Below are 17,109 nucleotides of genomic sequence, written 5' to 3'. Positions count from 1 at the left end.
TTATCTTTATTGAAGTCGATGATATGAGCGAGCCCGTGCGTGCGCAAGGAACGTATAAATTTGCTATCTTTAAGCATCATTGCGTGCCCTCGCAAATCCATCATTTCCATCAAAATGACCAAGCGTCCCACGCTTCAGTCGGTGGCGGAAGCCGCTGGCGTCAGTTCGGCCACGGTGGATCGCGTATTCAACGGGCGCCTGACCGTGCGCGAAGGCACCGCGTTGCGCGTGATAGAAGCGGCAGAGCGCATCGGCTATCACGGTGCTCAACTGATGCGCGAACGCATGCGCGCTCAACTCGGAGCCATCGATGCCCCGCGCACGCTCGGCTTCTGTCTGCAGAAACGCGCCGACCCGTTTTATCAGGCGTTCGCGCGCATTCTGACGGAGACGGTCACGCGTCACGAACCCGAACGTTGCAAGGCAGTGATCGCGTATATGGACGAACTCGATCCCGCGTCCATCGCGCGTACGTTGCTGTCGCTTGGAGAAGAAGCGGATGCGCTCGGCGTCGTGGCGGTCGATCATCCGCATGTAACCGCGGCCATCGAAACCTTGCATGCAGCGGGCAAGCCAACGGTCACGCTATTGTCCGACCTGAGCGCGCCATTGCGTGCAGGTTATATCGGCGTGGACCCACGCAAGAGCGGCCGCACTGCCGCGTGGGCCGTGAGCAGGCTCACGCATCGCAAGGCAGGTACGGTTGGCGTATTCGTCGGCACGCCCCGCTATCTGGGACAAGAAAGCTGCGAAATCAGTTTTCGCTCTTACCTGCGTGAACATGCACCCGGGCTGCGAGTGCTCGACACGCAAATCAACCTGGAAGACAAGCAACTGGCCTATGAAGCGACGCTTGCCATGCTTGCGCGGCATGACGATCTCGCTGGTCTTTACATTCCAGGCGGCGGCGTGGGTGGCGTGATACGCGCACTGCGCGAGGAAGCAATAGGACGACACATAGTCACCGTTTGCTCCGATCTCATGCCCGACCGTCACGACGCGCTCGTGGACGGCATCATCGATCTGGTCATCGATACGCCATTGCAACAGATCGCTCAGACCGCAGTGCTTGCCATGCTTCGCGCGTTGAATAGCTTGCCTGGAGAGACAGCGCAAGCAAGCCAATATCCACTTCCGGCGCAACTTTTTACGTCCGAGAACGTCTGACCGTCCTTGCATGGCATTCGCCTTGCTGAAGAGGTAATGCTTAGTGAGCTTCTCAGAGCGTTCGCCAAGCACCGAATCTTTCAATCTGCTTGAGGTTACTTAAACAATCGGTATCGCATGGGCGCATACGCGTTTCATAGACGCATCAACTTATATTTTGATGTGCTTAAGCGCACGGAGCGCAGCAATATGAAGGACAAACATCGATGAGATTGCAAACGAATGAGATGACTAGCGCTAAAGCGCCTGAACAAAACCCACAGGTAATCGCTGCAGCTTCTTTGAAGAATGCATCGCAAGTCTGTTGGAGTCGCTGCGTCGACTAACCGACATGTCATTGTCATTACATTGTTTTTTTGACCCGGTAATATGCAGCAGAACCCGGTCCGAAACTTGGGCCTTCCTCTCTGCCCAAGCCGACAATCACAGCTTGCGGGAACCTGCTTCAATCAATCTGATCTACTGCGATTGCTCTTCGCATCGCGCACAGCAAGCCGAAGCCAATGAGCCTCGGCAGTCCGGCCAAACAGGCGTGCAAATCGACACGCCGGCCGCCAGAAGGAGACCGCGTAATCAGGCCAGCGCATTGGCATGCACTGGCACGCCCCTGAGCCCCTTCATCCGACGGAGCATCCGATATGCCGTTTGAAAGTGACTCTTTGCGAGACACAGAACCGCTACTGACCATCGTGGTCGCGGCGTACAACATCGAGGGATACATCGAGGAAGCACTCGAGTCCCTACTGTCGCAGCCCCATATCGACGCCATGCGCATCATCGTGGTGGACGACGGTTCTCGCGACGAGACCTATGCGGCCGCGGAAGCGATCGTGGAGCGCGATGGCGGCCGTCATATTCAGCTCATCAAGCAGCGCAATGGCGGTCTGAGCGCGGCACGCAATACCGGGCTTGCGGCAGTGCGAACGCCCTACGTCGGCTTCCTCGACGGCGACGACATCTATCTCGAGAATTTTTCGAGCAGCGTGATTCCGGCACTCAAGGAACGCGTGTGGGACCTCGTCGAATACAACGTGAAGATCATCGACGACGACGGCCGCCATATCGACGGCATCGATCTCGTCATGCATCACGCAAGCGGCGGTCACGCGATGAACCGCGCCGCGCTTCAGCACTTCGCGGACGGCTTTCATACCTTCGTCTGGGCGCGTATCTATCGCACGGACATGTTCAACGGCACGCAGTTCCCAGTGGGCCGGCACTACGAAGACATGGCGGTCGTGCCGTCCATGTACCTTCGCGCAAGCAGTATCTATCGCATTGCAGACCCGTTGATCGGTTATCGCCGACGTTTTGGGAGCATCACGCAGAAAGCGACGCTTACCGATATGAAGGACCTCCGCACGAACGGGCTCGAAGCGCTCGCGCGTTGCGACGGCGGCGAGATGGACGATTACTGGCTCACGATCTTCGACAAGGCGTTTCATCGCGCATGTCATGTGTGCGCGCGGGTGGATCGGGGACAATTCAAGGCTGCATCGGAGACACTGGCGGCAATGGCGGTGGATCATCGCAGAACTCGCGCCAAGCTCTCGGAACGCAATGGTCGCGATGTCGTCGCACTCAAACCGTTCGATTTCAACGTGCGCGCCGATCGCTCGATCTACTTCATCAAGGGCCTGCTGAAGAAGATGCTGCGCCGCAGTCTCGACCATCATCAGCGCGAGCGCCGGCATAGTCCGACGAATCAGTTTAGCGGCTAAAAACACGCGCCCAGGCCCGCCCGCGAAGCGCTTTGCGTTTCGCGGTAAACTGTTTGCATGGAAAAATGTCCTTACTGCGAGCGAATTCGCGATGAGTGGGACTGCCATGGACAGACCTGTCGCACGTTCATTGCGCGTGCCCTGCGCCGTCAGCGCCTGGGTCTGCCCATGGTGCCCAAGGTCATTCGCAACGAGATTCCGGCCGGCGCGAGCACGGGCGAGGTCATTACGCAGCTGTCGAAGCAGCGACTGCGTGCACGCCGCGCCAACGAAGCGCGACGCGAACGCAAGGCCGCAGACGATCTCGACGAGGGCGCTTGAATCTCAGGCGTTTGCAGGCGGGTCCATCGACGAAGAGCCTTCATGCCGCCATTGACGCCGCGATTGCCGCATTTTTGCTAGCGCCATGCGCGCCACCTTGAGCCAGCCATACGGACGTGGATCGGCAACCATGCTAAGCGCACGTGCATAGTCGAGCGTGAGGCCAGGAGTCCAGGCCATCGTCACTGCACGCTTTCGGATCTGCGCGGCCACCCATAGTTCAGGCGTCACCAGCATACGAAACAGCGCGCCCCAGCCCGCCCGCGCGCCATAGAGCCGCCCAGCCGCCCCTTCGAGCGCCGCCTCCAGTGCGCGCGAGACGCTGCTCGAACAGTTGCGATGCGTGAGGTTGTACGTCGTGTCCTCGCGATACGTGCTCCAGAAGCGCGCTAGCCGCGTTGGATCGTAATTGCGAATGCGCACTCGCGTGGTCGAAGGACACCATGTCTTCGACTCGATCGGGTAGCTCGGCTGAAACACGCCTGGCACGTCGTTATCGCTCGTGGCACGCAAGAGGCGCGCAAAGTCATCGGGCGAGCGGTCGATCTCGACTGCCGGATAAAGGCTCACATATACGCCCTCAGGCGATTCGAGCGCGGCATGTCCCGTCGATATCACGCCATTGCGATCCACCGCCGCAATGTACCGGTCGACGATCAGATGCCGTTGCACCTCGCCCTTCGATGTACCCACGGGCGTCCACACATGCACGGTCAATGCGGGCTCGTTGTCCGCGGGCGGCCCGTCCCATTCGCTTGCCGGCAAGACGACTGGCGTACCGTCTTTCGTATCACTCGCTGCGCTCGCGGCCTCGGCGCTTGCATCGCCCCAGACTGCCGGATTGCTGTTCAGCTTGCGTACGCGCGACGCGATCATCACGAGATTCCAACCTGCGAACATGAAGAGCACGCCCACGCAATACACCACGGTGCTCTTGTAATGCGTCGGGTACGGTTGAATGACGAAGACCGCCAGCAATATCTCGAAGATCGCAAAACCAAGCGCCACGCGCCAACGTCGATATCGCACGACAACAGCGGATGCGGCTTGCAAGAGGCCATCCGAGAGAAAGGCCGCGCCAATGAACAACGAAAGAATGAAGTTCGCGTGATGACGTGGCCCCTGAAGCACCAGCACGGCCGCAAGGACGAACACGATACCCTTCGAATAGCGCAACCTGCGTTGCCCGCCGACGCCGGCCCATGCAACCGCAAGCGTCAGCGCGCCTTCGATCAACAACAGCCAGCCAACGAGTGGAATCGGAAAGCCGAGCGAACCGTCGAGTGCATCGATGAATATGCCCAAGCCAACGACAAGCAGCAGCCATCCTGTCACCATCAGACTGCGCCAGCGTCCGCGCAAATAGTCCACGCCCAGCAGGATCATCATTAACTTGACCATGGATTTGCCTTTCGTGTCGTTGCATGAGCGCAGAGAAGCCTCGCGCATTCATGTTAGTGCAGTGCGGGCCTTAAATGAAATCGCTCTGTCCGCTTCGTTAAGTACGACCATTCGATTCGGCATGCACGATGTGCCATACTGCCAACGCCCTTTCCACGTAGCGAGGCTGCCATGTTCGACCAATGTCAGTGGATCAACGAGCCCGCGCAATGGCGCATTGAAGACGGCACGCTGTTCGTCACCACGGACGCCAGCACGGACTTCTGGCGCAAGACGCACTACGGTTTCATCCGCGATAACGGCCATGTTTTCGCCGCGAGCGCGAACGGTGACTTCAGCGCCGAAGTCACCGTCGATGGCGATTTCTCCGCGCTCTACGACCAAGCGGGCCTGATGGTGCGCGAGAGCGCCGAGCGCTGGGTCAAGGCAGGCGCGGAGTACAACGACGGCGCGCTGACCTTCAGCACCGTGCTGACCAATGATTTCTCCGACTGGTCGCTTGGTTCGCCCGCCAGCGGCAACCGCTTCAGGCTGCGCATGACCGTCGCCGATGGCGTGCTCAAGATGCAGTGCAGCGCGGACGAGCGTCATTGGACCCTCATGCGTATCGCGCCCTTCGCGTCGACTACCGCGTCGCCGCACTGGCTCGTCGGACCCATGTGTTGCACGCCCGAGCGCGGCGGCCTCACCGTGCGCTTCTCCGACTTCAAGATCCGGCCGCCTATCGTAAAGGACCTGCACGATACCTCTCTGTAGCGCGGTAGCGTGCTCCGTACAAGTACTCACTTGCCCCGTTTGCGAACGCTTTCTAGAATTCTGAAACGTTTCAAAAAAGACGGCAAAAGCACTCGTGGACTCACGTAAAAAGACTGCCAGCACCTTGAAGGATGTCGCCAGTGCGGCGGGCGTCTCGCTTGGCACGGCGTCGAAAGTGCTGGCAGGCGCCGAAGGCGTAAGCGAACTGCGACGGCAGCAAGTATGGGAAGCCGCGCGAGCGCTGGGTTATCGGCGCAACAGTCTTGCGGCGGAATTGCGCAGCAATCGTTCGACGTCCATCGGCTTCGTCGTGCCGGATCTCACGAACTCGTTCTTTATCGAACTGCTATGCGTGGTGGAAGATCATGCGCTGGCAAGCGGTTATCGGCTGCTGCTCGCGCATGCGCAGGAAGACCCCGAGCGCGAGGCCGAGCGCATACGTTTCGTGTTGTCGCGTCAGGTGGCGGGCATGATCATCATTCCGTGTCATGGCTATGCACATGCCATCGACGAATTGCGCGAATGCGACGTGCCGCTCGTGATGGCGGACCGCGTGGACAACAGCTTTCCGGCGAACACGGTGACGACGGACAGCCGCCGCGCCGCGAGCGATGGCACGGAACATCTCATCGCGCTCGGGCATCGGCGCATTACGTTCATCGTCAATGCGCTCGATCTCGTGAATAGCCGCGAACGCGCGGACGGCTATCTCGACGCCATGAAACGCGCCGGTCTTACGCGACATGCGCGCGTGGTGGTATGCGGCATGACGGATACGGAAAGCCACGCGGCAACGCTCGGGCTTTTGTCTGCAAGCGAGCGCCCCACCGCGCTTTTTACCGGTGCGAACGTGGCCACGCTTGGCGCACTGCGTGCCATACGCGATGCCGAATTGCGCCTGCCTGCAGAGGTTTCCTTGCTCTCTTTCGACGACGCCCCGTGGATGTCGGTGCTTCATCCGCGTATCAGTTCGATACATCAGCCGGTAGAAGCCGTGGGGCGTGCGATCTGGCAGTTGCTCCACAAGCAGTTGCAAGGTGAAACCGGCGAGCATGTGCATCTGCGCATGAAGGCCGATCTGCTCGTGCGTGAAAGCACGGCGCCTCCGATGAAAGCCATCGATCAAGCCGCTCGAAAGCGAACGCGCAAATCCGCCACGCTATAACGTTTTATTCGCCATGCAGGGCCCGCAACCATAAGACGAAGGAGAGAGACAAAATGGACAGCAAACGACGCATCGTTACCGCAAGTCTTCTCGCTATACCGCTTGCCGGCGCAGTGGGAACGTTCTCCGCACTCTTCACGCAAACCGCATTCGCGCAGCAGAAGAAGTACCGTTTCGGCTTTTCTCAGGTCACGACCGTCGAGCCGTGGCGCGTGCAGTTCAACAAGGACATGCGAGCGGAAGCGGCAAAGCATCCGGAAGTCGAACTCATCATAGCCGACGCGGGAGACCGTACCGATAAGCAAAACGCCGACATGGAGAACTTCATCGCGCAGAAGATGGACGCGATCTTCATTTCGCCCAAGGAGTCCGCGGGGCTGACGGGCGTCGTCGAAAAAGCCTTCAAGGCGGGCATTCCCGTGTTCGTGCTGGACCGCGAAGTGAACGGCGATCAATACACGGAGTTCATCGGTGGCGACAACGTACAGATCGGTCAGGAAGCGGGCAACTTCATTGTCAAGGTGATGGGCGGGTCTGGCAAGGCGCAAGGCAATCTCGTCGAGATATGGGGCGGCTTCGGTGCGCAGCCCGCGCACGATCGTCACGATGGCGCGGATAAGGCCATCGCGCCGGAGAAAGGCATCAAGCGCGTAGGCGAACGCGTGGACTGCGACTGGAAGCAGGACAAGGCCTACGACTACATGAAGACCGTGTTGCGCGTGCAGCCGAAGATCGACGTGGTCTATGCGCATAACGACCCGATGGCCTACGGCGCATATCTCGCCGCGAAGGATGCGGGACGCGAGAAGAACATCAAGTTCGTGGGTATCGACGGCTTGCCGCAAGAAGGCGCGACATGGGTCGAACAAGGCCTGCTCGCGGGCACCTTCATGTATCCGACGCCAGGCGCGGAAGGCATCCGTCAATCGCTCAAGGTGCTGAAAGGCGAGAAGGTGGAAAAGAAGCTTACGTTGCCGACGCAAGGCATCTTCAAGGACAACGCGAAGCAATATATCGCCACTCACTGAGTTCGATCGATGGCCACCGTAGCCACGCCGCTCATCGAAGCCGAAGGCCTGTCGATATCCTTTAACGGCAGCGCCGCGCTGTCGGGCGTCGACTTCGATGTCGCGGCGGGCGAGATACACGCGCTCGTCGGCGAAAATGGCGCGGGCAAGTCGAGCTTGATGAAGATCCTGGGCGGCCTCTACACGCCGGACGCGGGCAGCATCCGCGTGCGCGGCGAAGCAACGCGTCTTGCCAGCGTGAACGATGCGGCGCTCGCGGGCGTCGCCATCATTCATCAGGAATTGAATCTGGTCGACACCTTGTCGGCGGTCGACAACATCTTTCTTGGCAAGGAACTGCGTACACGTTTCGGCTTTCCGGATCGGCGCGCGATGCATGCGGCGGCAACTAAGGTCCTCGCGCAACTTGGCTTTCGTGTGCCGCCGAGTGCGCTCGTGGGCACGCTGCGTGTAGGCGAGAAACAACTCGTCGAGATTGCGAAGGCTTTGCTTGCCGATGCTCGCGTGCTCATCATGGACGAGCCCACGTCCGCGCTATCCGATACCGAGACGCAGGCACTGCTCACCCTCACACGCGATCTGCGCGAGCGCGGCATGGGTATCGTGCTGATCAGCCATCGGCTTGGCGAAGTATTCGCGGTGGCGGATCGAGTGACCGTATTGCGCGATGGCCGGCGCATCGCGACCTTGCAGATGCCACAGGTCGAATCGTCGGCGGCGCTGGTCTCGATGATGATCGGCAAGGACTTCGCGCCGCCCGAGCGCAGCGAAGCCGAAGCGCCGCGTGAGCGCGCGTGCGCCCTCGATGTGTGCAACCTGACGCTCTGGAATGCGGCTCGTGCGCTCGTGGCAGACGTGTCGTTCGCGGTGCAGGAAGGCGAGGTGTTCGGCATTTCGGGGCTGCTCGGCGCGGGCAAGACCGAGATACTGGAAGCGATCTTCGGTGTGTCGCCGTATCGTCGCGATGGAGAGATACGCGCAGCCGGTCATGCGCATGCATTCGATTCACCTGATCGCGCGGCCGCGGCGGGGCTTGCCTTCGTCACCGAAGACCGCAAGAAAGACGGCCTCGTGCTCGATCAGTCGCTCGAGGCGAACCTGCTGTTGCCTTCGCTTTCGCGCGCGCCGGGCTTTCCGTTTTATCGACGCGGCAAGCTACATGCATGGGCCGATGCGCAAGCGCACGCTTCGAACGTCAAGCATCGCAGTCTCGCGCAGGATGCGAGCACCTTGTCGGGCGGCAATCAGCAGAAGCTCATCATCGGTAAATGGCTGATGACGAAGCCGCGTCTTCTTTTGCTCGATGAACCGACGCGCGGCGTCGATGTAGCAGCGAAGGCCGAGATCTATCGCCAGATTCTCGCCGCCGCGCGCGAAGGCGTCACGGTGATCGTGGCGAGTTCGGAGATCGACGAACTCATGCTGCTTAGCGACCGCATTCTCGTCATGTGCGAAGGACGCGCTCGCGGAATTTTGCCGCGCGAGCAATTTTCAGTCGATGCACTCGTCAGAATGGCGTCGCCCTGACGGCATTTTGAATGCCGAATGCTGGGATGCCGAATGCAAAACGCAACATGCAAAACGGAGAAGGACACCATGCTGCACGCCCGGGACCAACTCGCCGAGCCGGTGACCACCGCGCGCCAGCGGCGCCTGAGCGCATTGCTGACTTACCTCAAGTATTACCTCGGTTTGATTGTGTTGCTCGTGGTCGGTGCGTTCACGTCGCCTCACGCGGCCGATGGCAGCAATATCTTTTTGTCCAGCGCGAACATCTCCGACGTGTTTCGCCAGGTGGCGAACGTAGGCGTGATTTCCATCGGCATGACGCTCGTCATCATCACGGCGGGAATCGATCTCTCGGTGGGCGCGATCATGGGTCTCGGCAGCGTGCTCACGGCCATGCTGCTCACCACGGACGCCTGGAATCGCGCGGTGTCGGCATCCATAATTTTGAATGCAATCGCGGTCTTTGCAATCGCGCTCGCCGCGATAAACGTCGTCCGCGGCTTCAGGCGTGCTCGCGGCGCGCCCGCCACGCAGGCACCGCTCACGATGGACCTCGGCATAGCGCTCGTCGTGGCGGCTTTTGCATGCGCCTATATTGCGTTACATGGCGGGCATCGCATGCCGCTTATAGCCGTGCTCTGGATCGTGCCGCTCGCGGGCTTCACGCTCGGCGCGCTCAATGGCTGGATCATCACGCGCGGCCGCATGCAGCCGTTCATCGTCACGCTCGCCGCGATGGTCGGTGTGCTAGGCGCGGCCCGGCTTATCGCCGGGCAGGACACCGCCGTGTATTCGATTTACAGCGGCAGCAACGCCACCTCCGATATCGAAGCGCTGCGCGCGCTGCTCTTCGACATCGTTCCCGTGCCCGCGCTGTTTTTTTTGGCGATCGCGCTGGTCGTCGGCTTCGTGATTAATCGCACGGTCTTCGGCAAGTATCTGTATGCAATCGGCGGCAACGAGAAGTGCGCCGTCGTCTCCGGCCTGAACGTGGGACGCCATAAGATGGCGGCGTATGCCATCTCGGGCATGCTCTCGGCGCTCGTTGGCGTTTTGTATGCAGCGCAGTATCGACAGGGCAAGGCCGATGCCGGAATGGGCTGGGAACTGGATGCAATCGCCGCCGTGGTGATAGGCGGAACGAGTCTTTCGGGCGGCGTAGGACGCGTCTCGGGCACCGTGGCGGGCGTGCTGATTTTCGGCTTTTTGAGCAACATCCTTCTGCTCAATAGCATCGACAGCAACACGCAGCTTGTGCTGAAGGGCTTGATTATCGTGATCGCGGTATTTTTACAACAGACCGACGTCGGGCGGCGGCGCGGCTGGCTTAAGCGCCTCGTGCGCCGGTCTTGAATACTGCGCTCAGATGTCGAACGCGATACCCCGCGCCCGCAACTGCCGCATGCCGCTCGCCAGATGCGCCCGCGCGCTCTGCGCATCGCCCGCGCGCATTTGCTCGTAGGCGGCCTGCGCTACCTCATGCGGCACGGGCTTGAGCGGGCGCTGCGTGTTCATCGCACGGAGCTGCACTTCGGCCGCGCGCTCGAGGTAGTAGAGATCGTCCCAGGCCTCGGCGATGCTCGCGCCCGCCACCATCACGCCATGATTCTTGAGGAAGAGTATGTCCGCGTTGCCCATTGCCGCCGCGATACGGTCGCCCTCCGTTGCATCGAGCGCGAGGCCGTTGTAGTGCTCATCCACGGCCGTGCGGCCGTAGAACTTCAGCGCCGTCTGCCCAAGCCACAGGAGCGGGGGCCCTTCGAGCAGGCAGAGCGCGGTCGCGCTCGGCATGTGTGTGTGGAATGCGGCCTTCACGCGCGGCATCAGCCGATGCAGCCTTGCATGAATAAAGAATGCAGTTGCCTCGGGCTGGCCTTCACCTTCGATCACGTTGCCGTCGAAGTCGCAGATCAGCAGATGCGACGCCGTGATCTCGCTAAAGGCATAACCATAGGGATTAACCAGAAAAAGGTCGTCGTGCCCTGGCACTGTCGCGGAAAAATGATTGCATACGCCCTCCTCCAGCCCATGCAGCGCGGCTAAGCGGAAACACGCCGCGAGTTCGCAGCGAGCTTCGGCGATAGCGGGTGCATCGAGCCGATGCGCAGACGCTAAAGCGGCTGTACCGGTGACAAGCGTATGAGCCATTGCATGTGGTCTTCTGTCTGAACGTTTTCTGCCTATAAAAACGGCATTTCCTTAAGCAACATCGGCAAATTGGTCCGTATGCAAAGGGCGATCAGGAAAAATCGCCCGTTATGACGCGCGTATGACCATAACCTTAGCAAAAACGCGTATTGGAAAAAAACTCTTTGGCGTGGTAAAAATCTATGCCGCTCGAAATTAAGGGCGCATTTTCAACGTAACTTGTCTCAATAGGGTTTGGACAAATGGCAACAGGTACTGTTAAGTGGTTCAACGATGCAAAGGGTTTTGGTTTCATCACGCCGGATGACGGCGGCGAAGACCTGTTTGCACATTTCTCCGAAATCCAGTCAAAGGGTTTCAAGTCGCTCCAGGAGAACCAGAAGGTGAGCTTCGAAGTCAAGCAAGGCCCTAAGGGCAAGCAAGCTTCGACGATCCAGCCGCTGTAATAGCTGCTGATCTCGCCTTAGCGCAGGAACGGCCCTTCGGGGCCGTTTTTCATTGGAAACGCCACAAAATCTTAGGCGCGTCGCCGTCAGTTTTCTTAATAACTCAGTAGAATCAGCGCCAGCCGACGCGAGCCTTCGAAGTTCGCCTCATCTGCCCAAAAACCATCCTCGTTACTTGCGTGAACTCGCGAAGCAATCGACAAATCGGCCGCGTATCGACGCGGTACACAACAAATGCATTGCTCGCGCTGCTGTGGTTTTTGACCGCAAGCGCCTACGCCGAAGGCTATGTGCCAAACGCTCGTGCCGCGCGCTTCGTCAATGCAATCGTCATGAACGACTTCCATACCGCGCAGGCAGGCGGCGGATATGTGTTTTCTTACGACAAGCAGGACACGGAAGCCACGCTCGAAGCAAAGCTCGACCGATGGCTGTCGGGCGCCGATCCCAATGCCATCGGCATGGAACCGGCCGAGAAACAGACGCTCTTCAGCTTCTATTGGGCCGCAAGCATGATGCCCGCGAACGGTGCCTGCTTCACCGACATGGCGAACCCCGCCTGCGGCACGGATTTGTCGAAGTGGATGGCGCGCGAACTCGGCGACGATCCGCGCTTCGTGCGTGCTTATGAAGCCGCGAAGAAACCGCTCGGCCTGCCGCCGCTTCAAACTGGCGGGCATTGAGCGGCTTTGACGGCGCTGATTGCAGAGCGTGCGCGCGCGCGTCACCCGCCCACGCGATTTTTGCCGCCACGCTGGCCAGCACCGAAAGCGCTCCCAGGGTTTCGAGCAAGGCATCGATCATGGCGGCTCTCCCATCGAGTAAACGGACGCATCAGGCCCGATGCGCCAACATCGGGCCGTACGTTCGTATAAAGAATGCGATCGTGATGCCAGCGCTCACCAGCATCGTACCGGCGCGAATCACAGCGGGCGGCGCGCGGCGTCCCACTTGCGCGCCGCCGTATCCACCTGCAATGGCAGCGACGAGCATCGCGATCGTTTCCGGCCAACGCACCGCTTGTGCCGCCGCGAAGGTCAGCACCGCGACCGAATTCGCCGCGCTCACGAGCAAAGTGCGTGGCGCATTGAGGCTTTTGAGGTCGCGCGAGTCAAAAAGGCCCCACACAGCCATCATCATGATCCCCACTGCGCCGCCAAAGTAGCCGCCATAGACGCCAAGCACGAATTGAATCGACAACACCGCACCCGCGCCGATACGAAACCGCCGTCGCAATACCTCACCGAATTTGCGGCCGAATGCCAGCGCAAGGCTCGCGCACAACAAGAGCCACGGCAGGACAAACGAAAAGGTTCTGGATGAGGTACAGAGCAAGAGCGCCGCGCCCGCCAAGCCGCCGATAAGCGTCACGACGAGCATCTTGCGGATCGCAACCGAGCCGACTGGCGCGAGGCCATCACGATACGCCCACGCGCTCACCAGGCCGCCTGGAAACAGCGCGACCGTGGACGACGCATTCGCCTGAACCGGTGGCAAGCCCGCGGCGATCAGGGCGGGCAGACTGACGAACGAGCCGCCACCGGCAAGCGCGTTCATCGCTCCCGCCAGAAAGCCCGCGCCAATGACGATCAGAAGAGGTTCCATCGCCCGATGCTAGCGTCGCGTGAGCGCGCATACAATCTGGCTTTTCCAATGCGAGACTTCGGCTCAACCGAAGCGACCGGAGACAAACATGCGCTTCGACCTGACCGACATGCGGCTATTTCTGACCGTGATCGAGCGTGGCAGCATTACGGCGGGCGCACAGGCCATGCATCTCGCGCTGGCATCGGCGAGTGAGCGCATCGCGGGCATGGAGTCCGCGCTCGGCGCGTCACTCTTCGAACGCAATCGACGCGGCGTGCAGACCACTGCCGCAGGCGATGCCTTCGCGCGCCATGCACGGATGATCCTTGCTCAAGTCGAGCAGATGCGCGGCGAGTTGCGCACTTATGCAACAGGTCTCAAAGGACGCATCAGGTTGCTGTCGAATACCGCTGCGCTCGCGGCGTTTCTGCCGCCGCGGCTTGCGCGCTTCCTTGCGGCTTATCCCGATCTCTCCATCGATCTCGATGAACGGCCTAGCGCCGAAATCGTGCAAGCCGTAGCGGAAGGACGTGCGGATCTGGGCATCGTCGCGGACTTCACGGACCTCGGCAATCTGCAGACGCATCTCGTGGCGGAAGATCAGCTTGTGGTGATGATGAACCGTGCGCATCGCATGGCGAATGAGCACGCAGTGGCCTTTGCGGAGATTGTCGGCGATGCATTTGTCGGTCTTGCCGATGCCGCGCTCGAAATGCATCTTGCCGAACGCGCGTCGCGGCTCGGACGCCAGCTTGAATACCGCATTCATATGCGCAGTATCGACAACGTGGCGATGCTAGTGGAAGCGGGCATTGGCTTGGCGATTCTGTCGCAAGCATCCGCAGAGCTCGTTCGAAGGCCGGGTCTTGCCGTCGTGCCGCTTTCCGAACCGTGGGCAACGCGACGCCTGCATCTGTGCGCGCGCGCCTTCAATGCGCTCACGCCGCACGCGTCACTTCTCGCGCAGCAACTGATGTTGCATACGTAATGCAGTATGCTGGGCGCAATCCTTGCGCATGCTATCAGTAGGTTGTCTGATTCTTGCAGACAGCCGCTTGAAGGAGGTCATCATGAGAAATCATCGCAACGGTATGCCATGGCGCATTGCAATGGCGTTTGTCGTCGGCACGGCAAGCCTTGCCGTCACCACAGCCGCGCAGGCCGACAATCGCGCGGCGCAGAAGCTCGGGCAGATCGGCGTTATCAATCAGTCGCTTCAGCCGAAGCAGCCGAAGTCGTCGCCGGGATATTCGAACGGGCAAGCGAATTCCGCGAATGCCGCAAACGCGGCAAATACCGCTAATACGCCCACTCCTGTCACAGGCGGACCACATGTTCTGCCGGGTACGGGTGGCACGCCGCCGTCCAGATAATTGCAAGGCACATTTCCCGGGCTCTCAATGCGGCTCCCCTTTATCATGAGCGATGCCATCAATCGGAAGCGGGAGCCTGGGGAGCCTTTTTGCAATGAATCTACGGGGACTGCAATGCTTTATCGTGCTAGCTGAAGAACTGAACTTCAGCCGCGCGGCCGAGCGTTTGCATATCGCGCAGCCTGCGTTAAGCCAGCAGATTCGCGCGCTAGAGGAACGCCTTGGCAGTCAGCTCGTCGATCGTGGAAGCCGTCCCTTGCGGCTTACCGAAGCGGGCAGTTATTTTTATACCGAAGCGCGCCAAATTCTCGACCATTGCGAACAAGCGACTCAAGGCGTGCGGGCGATCGATGCCGGCACGCATGGCTGGCTCTCCGTCGGCTTTACGCGTTCGGCGATGTACAGCGTCTTGCCGCCCGCGTTGAAGGCCTTCCATGCGGCTTATCCGAAGGTCGAACTCAAGCTCTTCGAGATGCTCACCGAGGAGCAAGCCGATGCACTGCGCGATGCACGCATTCATATCGGCATTGGCAGACAAGCACCCGAACGTCCTGGCTGCACGAGACGCATCCTGCTGCATGAGCGCGTGATGGCGGTTCTGCCCGTCGATCATGCGTTCGCCGAACGTGATAGCGTGCGCGTGGATGACCTCGCGACATCGCCGCTCATTGTCTATCCGAAGCATCCGGCTGCGCAGTTTCCGCGCTTCATCGCCACGCTCTATCGCGACGCCGGCATCACGCCCATTGTCGGACATGAAGCCTACGAGATTCAGACCGCGATTGCACTCGTGGCCGCGGGCCTTGGCGTAACGTATGTCGGTGAATCGGTGGCGCGGCATGGGCGCGCCGACGTCGTGTGCAAGCATCTCACGGGACCGGGCGCGAGTCAGATCACATCGTTGACAGCGAGCTTTCGTGAAGATGACAGCTCGCCGCATCTGCAAGCGTTTCTCGCTTGCCTGCCGAACGAAGCTCACGCTGACAGCGCGCTATAAGCTAAAACGCATAGAAGCATGCGCAATCCGTGTTGGACGGAGGACGGCTCACGTCCCTATCATGTCCCTTGCGCTCTGCAAACAGGAGCGCGGATTGCAAAGACGCCTGCATCGAGCAAGCGCGGCATGGAGACGACATGATTCAGCCAACGAACGCAGCAATAGCCACGAGCGACTCCCCTATAGCGAAAGCGACCATGGCCAAGGTGTATCGCCGCCTGATGCCGTTGCTCTTCGCGATGATGTTCTTCAACTATCTCGACCGCATCAACATCGGCTTTGCAGCGCTCGATATGAATCGCGCGCTGAACTTCAGTCCAGCGGTTTTCGGCTTTGCGGGCAGCGTGTTCTTCGTCGGCTACATGCTGCTCGAAGTGCCGAGCAACTTGCTCCTGCATAAGGTCGGCGCGCGACGCTGGCTTGCACGTATTCTGATCACATGGGGCGCGGTCGCGGCGGCCACTGCGTTCGTCTTCAACGATACGACCTTCTACACCGTACGTTTTCTGCTCGGCGTGATGGAAGCAGGTTTTTTGCCGGGCGTCGCCGTGTATTTGACCAAGTGGTTCCCCGAACGTTATCGGGCGCGTGCAGTGGGCGGCTATATCATCGCAGGCTCGTTTTCAGCGGTGCTGGGTGGACCGATCTCGACGACGCTCATGACCTACGGCAACGACATTCTCGGTCTGCAAGGCTGGCAGTGGATGTTCATTTGCGAAGGCGTGCCCGCCATTCTTCTCGGCATCATTACGTTGCGCGTGATGCAGGAACGTCCCGCCGATGCCGACTGGCTCACCGCTGAAGAAAAGCACTGGCTCGAAGGCACGCTCGAAACGGAACGCGCGGCGCTTGGTGGCAGCGGTCATGTTTCGATGTGGCGTGTAGCCGCCGATATTCGCGTGTGGAGCCTTGCATGTCTCTTTGGCTGCGCGCTCGTTGGCATCTATGGACTCTTTCTTTGGCTGCCGCAAATCGTGAAGAGCCTCGGCCATCTGTCGAATATCGAAGTGGGGTTTCTTTCTGCTGCACCTCCGCTCTTCGGCGTGCTCGGCACCTTTCTCATCAGCCGCAGTTCTGACCGCACGGGCGACCGCAAGAAGCATCTGGCCTTCGTCTATGGCATGAGCGCCATCGCTATTGCAGGGAGCGCTTATGCGCCCTCGCCGATCGTTGCTTATGCGCTTCTGTGCGTGACTGGCCTCTTCATCTATGCGGGCAATCCGTTGTTCTGGAGTCTCGCTGCTTCGTTTCGCACGGGTGCGGCAGGCGCGGCGACCATTGCGCTCATCAATACCATCGCGCAGTTTGGCGGTCTCGTGGGACCGTGGAGCATCGGGCTCGTGCGCAACGCAACGGGCAGCTTCAAGTTCGCGCTCGTCAGCATCGCCGCGTTTCTCGTGGTCGCGACGATCATCGCGCTCGTGATGCGTGTACGTCCGCCAGAAGACGAAGCCAGTACCACGCCTCGCCGCGCCCAACAAACGCTTTAA

Annotated in this window: 17 protein-coding genes; 14 read left to right on the top strand and 3 right to left on the bottom strand. The window is 60.1% G+C overall.

What is annotated here, in order from left to right; translation table 11 throughout:
• The first annotated feature begins 114 nt into the window (after positions 1-114).
• From ACYQ47_RS15195 to ACYQ47_RS15185, 3 genes are all read left to right on the top strand, one after another.
• The gene (locus ACYQ47_RS15195; RefSeq protein WP_459905853.1) at positions 115-1,167 is read left to right on the top strand and encodes a LacI family DNA-binding transcriptional regulator; all 1,053 of its coding nucleotides are present in this window, start codon (positions 115-117) and stop codon (positions 1,165-1,167) included.
• A gap of 638 nt (positions 1,168-1,805) precedes the next feature.
• On the top strand, positions 1,806-2,888 hold the full coding sequence (locus tag ACYQ47_RS15190) for a glycosyltransferase family 2 protein (RefSeq protein ID WP_459905851.1): 1,083 nt from the start codon (positions 1,806-1,808) through the stop codon (positions 2,886-2,888).
• A gap of 57 nt (positions 2,889-2,945) precedes the next feature.
• Entirely contained in the window at positions 2,946-3,209 is a 264-nt protein-coding gene (locus ACYQ47_RS15185) for a hypothetical protein (protein ID WP_244831333.1), read from the top strand.
• Between the two features lie 3 nt (positions 3,210-3,212).
• On the opposite strand, the gene ACYQ47_RS15180 is transcribed toward ACYQ47_RS15185, so the two are convergent.
• Positions 3,213-4,610 carry an HdeD family acid-resistance protein gene (locus ACYQ47_RS15180; protein WP_250510564.1) on the bottom strand — a complete coding sequence of 466 codons (1,398 nt, stop codon included), beginning with the start codon at positions 4,608-4,610 and terminating at the stop codon, positions 3,213-3,215.
• A 171-nt stretch (positions 4,611-4,781) separates the two neighbouring features.
• Here ACYQ47_RS15180 and ACYQ47_RS15175 point away from each other — a divergent pair, with 171 nt between their 5' ends.
• The 5 genes from ACYQ47_RS15175 to ACYQ47_RS15155 all read left to right on the top strand — a co-directional run bounded on the left by ACYQ47_RS15175 (position 4,782) and on the right by ACYQ47_RS15155 (position 10,421).
• A complete protein-coding gene (locus tag ACYQ47_RS15175; protein ID WP_459905850.1) occupies positions 4,782-5,366 on the top strand; it encodes a DUF1349 domain-containing protein in 585 nt (194 codons plus the stop codon).
• A 94-nt stretch (positions 5,367-5,460) separates the two neighbouring features.
• Positions 5,461-6,531, top strand: coding sequence for a LacI family DNA-binding transcriptional regulator (locus ACYQ47_RS15170; protein ID WP_459905849.1), 1,071 nt, complete (start codon positions 5,461-5,463; stop codon positions 6,529-6,531).
• A 53-nt stretch (positions 6,532-6,584) separates the two neighbouring features.
• Complete coding sequence (locus ACYQ47_RS15165; RefSeq protein WP_250467991.1) at positions 6,585-7,559, top strand: substrate-binding domain-containing protein; 975 nt, start codon at positions 6,585-6,587, stop codon at positions 7,557-7,559.
• A 9-nt stretch (positions 7,560-7,568) separates the two neighbouring features.
• Complete coding sequence (locus tag ACYQ47_RS15160) at positions 7,569-9,086, top strand: sugar ABC transporter ATP-binding protein (protein ID WP_459905848.1); 1,518 nt, start codon at positions 7,569-7,571, stop codon at positions 9,084-9,086.
• 69 nt (positions 9,087-9,155) lie between these two features.
• Complete coding sequence (locus ACYQ47_RS15155) at positions 9,156-10,421, top strand: ABC transporter permease (RefSeq protein ID WP_459905847.1); 1,266 nt, start codon at positions 9,156-9,158, stop codon at positions 10,419-10,421.
• 9 nt (positions 10,422-10,430) lie between these two features.
• Here the strand turns inward: ACYQ47_RS15155 and ACYQ47_RS15150 are convergent, their stop codons facing one another.
• The gene (locus ACYQ47_RS15150) at positions 10,431-11,216 is read right to left on the bottom strand and encodes an aldolase (protein WP_250494031.1); all 786 of its coding nucleotides are present in this window, start codon (positions 11,214-11,216) and stop codon (positions 10,431-10,433) included.
• Between the two features lie 242 nt (positions 11,217-11,458).
• Here ACYQ47_RS15150 and ACYQ47_RS15145 point away from each other — a divergent pair, with 242 nt between their 5' ends.
• Complete coding sequence (locus tag ACYQ47_RS15145) at positions 11,459-11,662, top strand: cold-shock protein (RefSeq protein WP_008347993.1); 204 nt, start codon at positions 11,459-11,461, stop codon at positions 11,660-11,662.
• Positions 11,663-11,841: 179 nt separating this feature from the next.
• On the top strand, positions 11,842-12,345 hold the full coding sequence (locus ACYQ47_RS15140) for a hypothetical protein (protein ID WP_244831325.1): 504 nt from the start codon (positions 11,842-11,844) through the stop codon (positions 12,343-12,345).
• Positions 12,346-12,496: 151 nt separating this feature from the next.
• Here ACYQ47_RS15140 and ACYQ47_RS15135 read toward each other — a convergent pair whose 3' ends face one another.
• Positions 12,497-13,267, bottom strand: coding sequence for a sulfite exporter TauE/SafE family protein (locus tag ACYQ47_RS15135; protein WP_459905845.1), 771 nt, complete (start codon positions 13,265-13,267; stop codon positions 12,497-12,499).
• A gap of 88 nt (positions 13,268-13,355) precedes the next feature.
• Here ACYQ47_RS15135 and ACYQ47_RS15130 point away from each other — a divergent pair, with 88 nt between their 5' ends.
• The 4 genes from ACYQ47_RS15130 to ACYQ47_RS15115 all read left to right on the top strand — a co-directional run bounded on the left by ACYQ47_RS15130 (position 13,356) and on the right by ACYQ47_RS15115 (position 17,109).
• On the top strand, positions 13,356-14,237 hold the full coding sequence (locus tag ACYQ47_RS15130) for a LysR substrate-binding domain-containing protein (protein WP_459905844.1): 882 nt from the start codon (positions 13,356-13,358) through the stop codon (positions 14,235-14,237).
• Between the two features lie 82 nt (positions 14,238-14,319).
• Positions 14,320-14,622, top strand: coding sequence for a hypothetical protein (locus tag ACYQ47_RS15125; RefSeq protein ID WP_309847759.1), 303 nt, complete (start codon positions 14,320-14,322; stop codon positions 14,620-14,622).
• A 94-nt stretch (positions 14,623-14,716) separates the two neighbouring features.
• Positions 14,717-15,619: a LysR family transcriptional regulator gene (locus tag ACYQ47_RS15120; protein WP_250510556.1), complete on the top strand. Its 903-nt coding sequence runs from the start codon at positions 14,717-14,719 to the stop codon at positions 15,617-15,619.
• A 137-nt stretch (positions 15,620-15,756) separates the two neighbouring features.
• On the top strand, positions 15,757-17,109 hold the full coding sequence (locus ACYQ47_RS15115; RefSeq protein WP_459905842.1) for an MFS transporter: 1,353 nt from the start codon (positions 15,757-15,759) through the stop codon (positions 17,107-17,109).

Source organism: Caballeronia sp. HLA56 (assembly GCF_054655155.1).
This window is presented reverse-complemented; position numbering and strand designations above follow the sequence as displayed.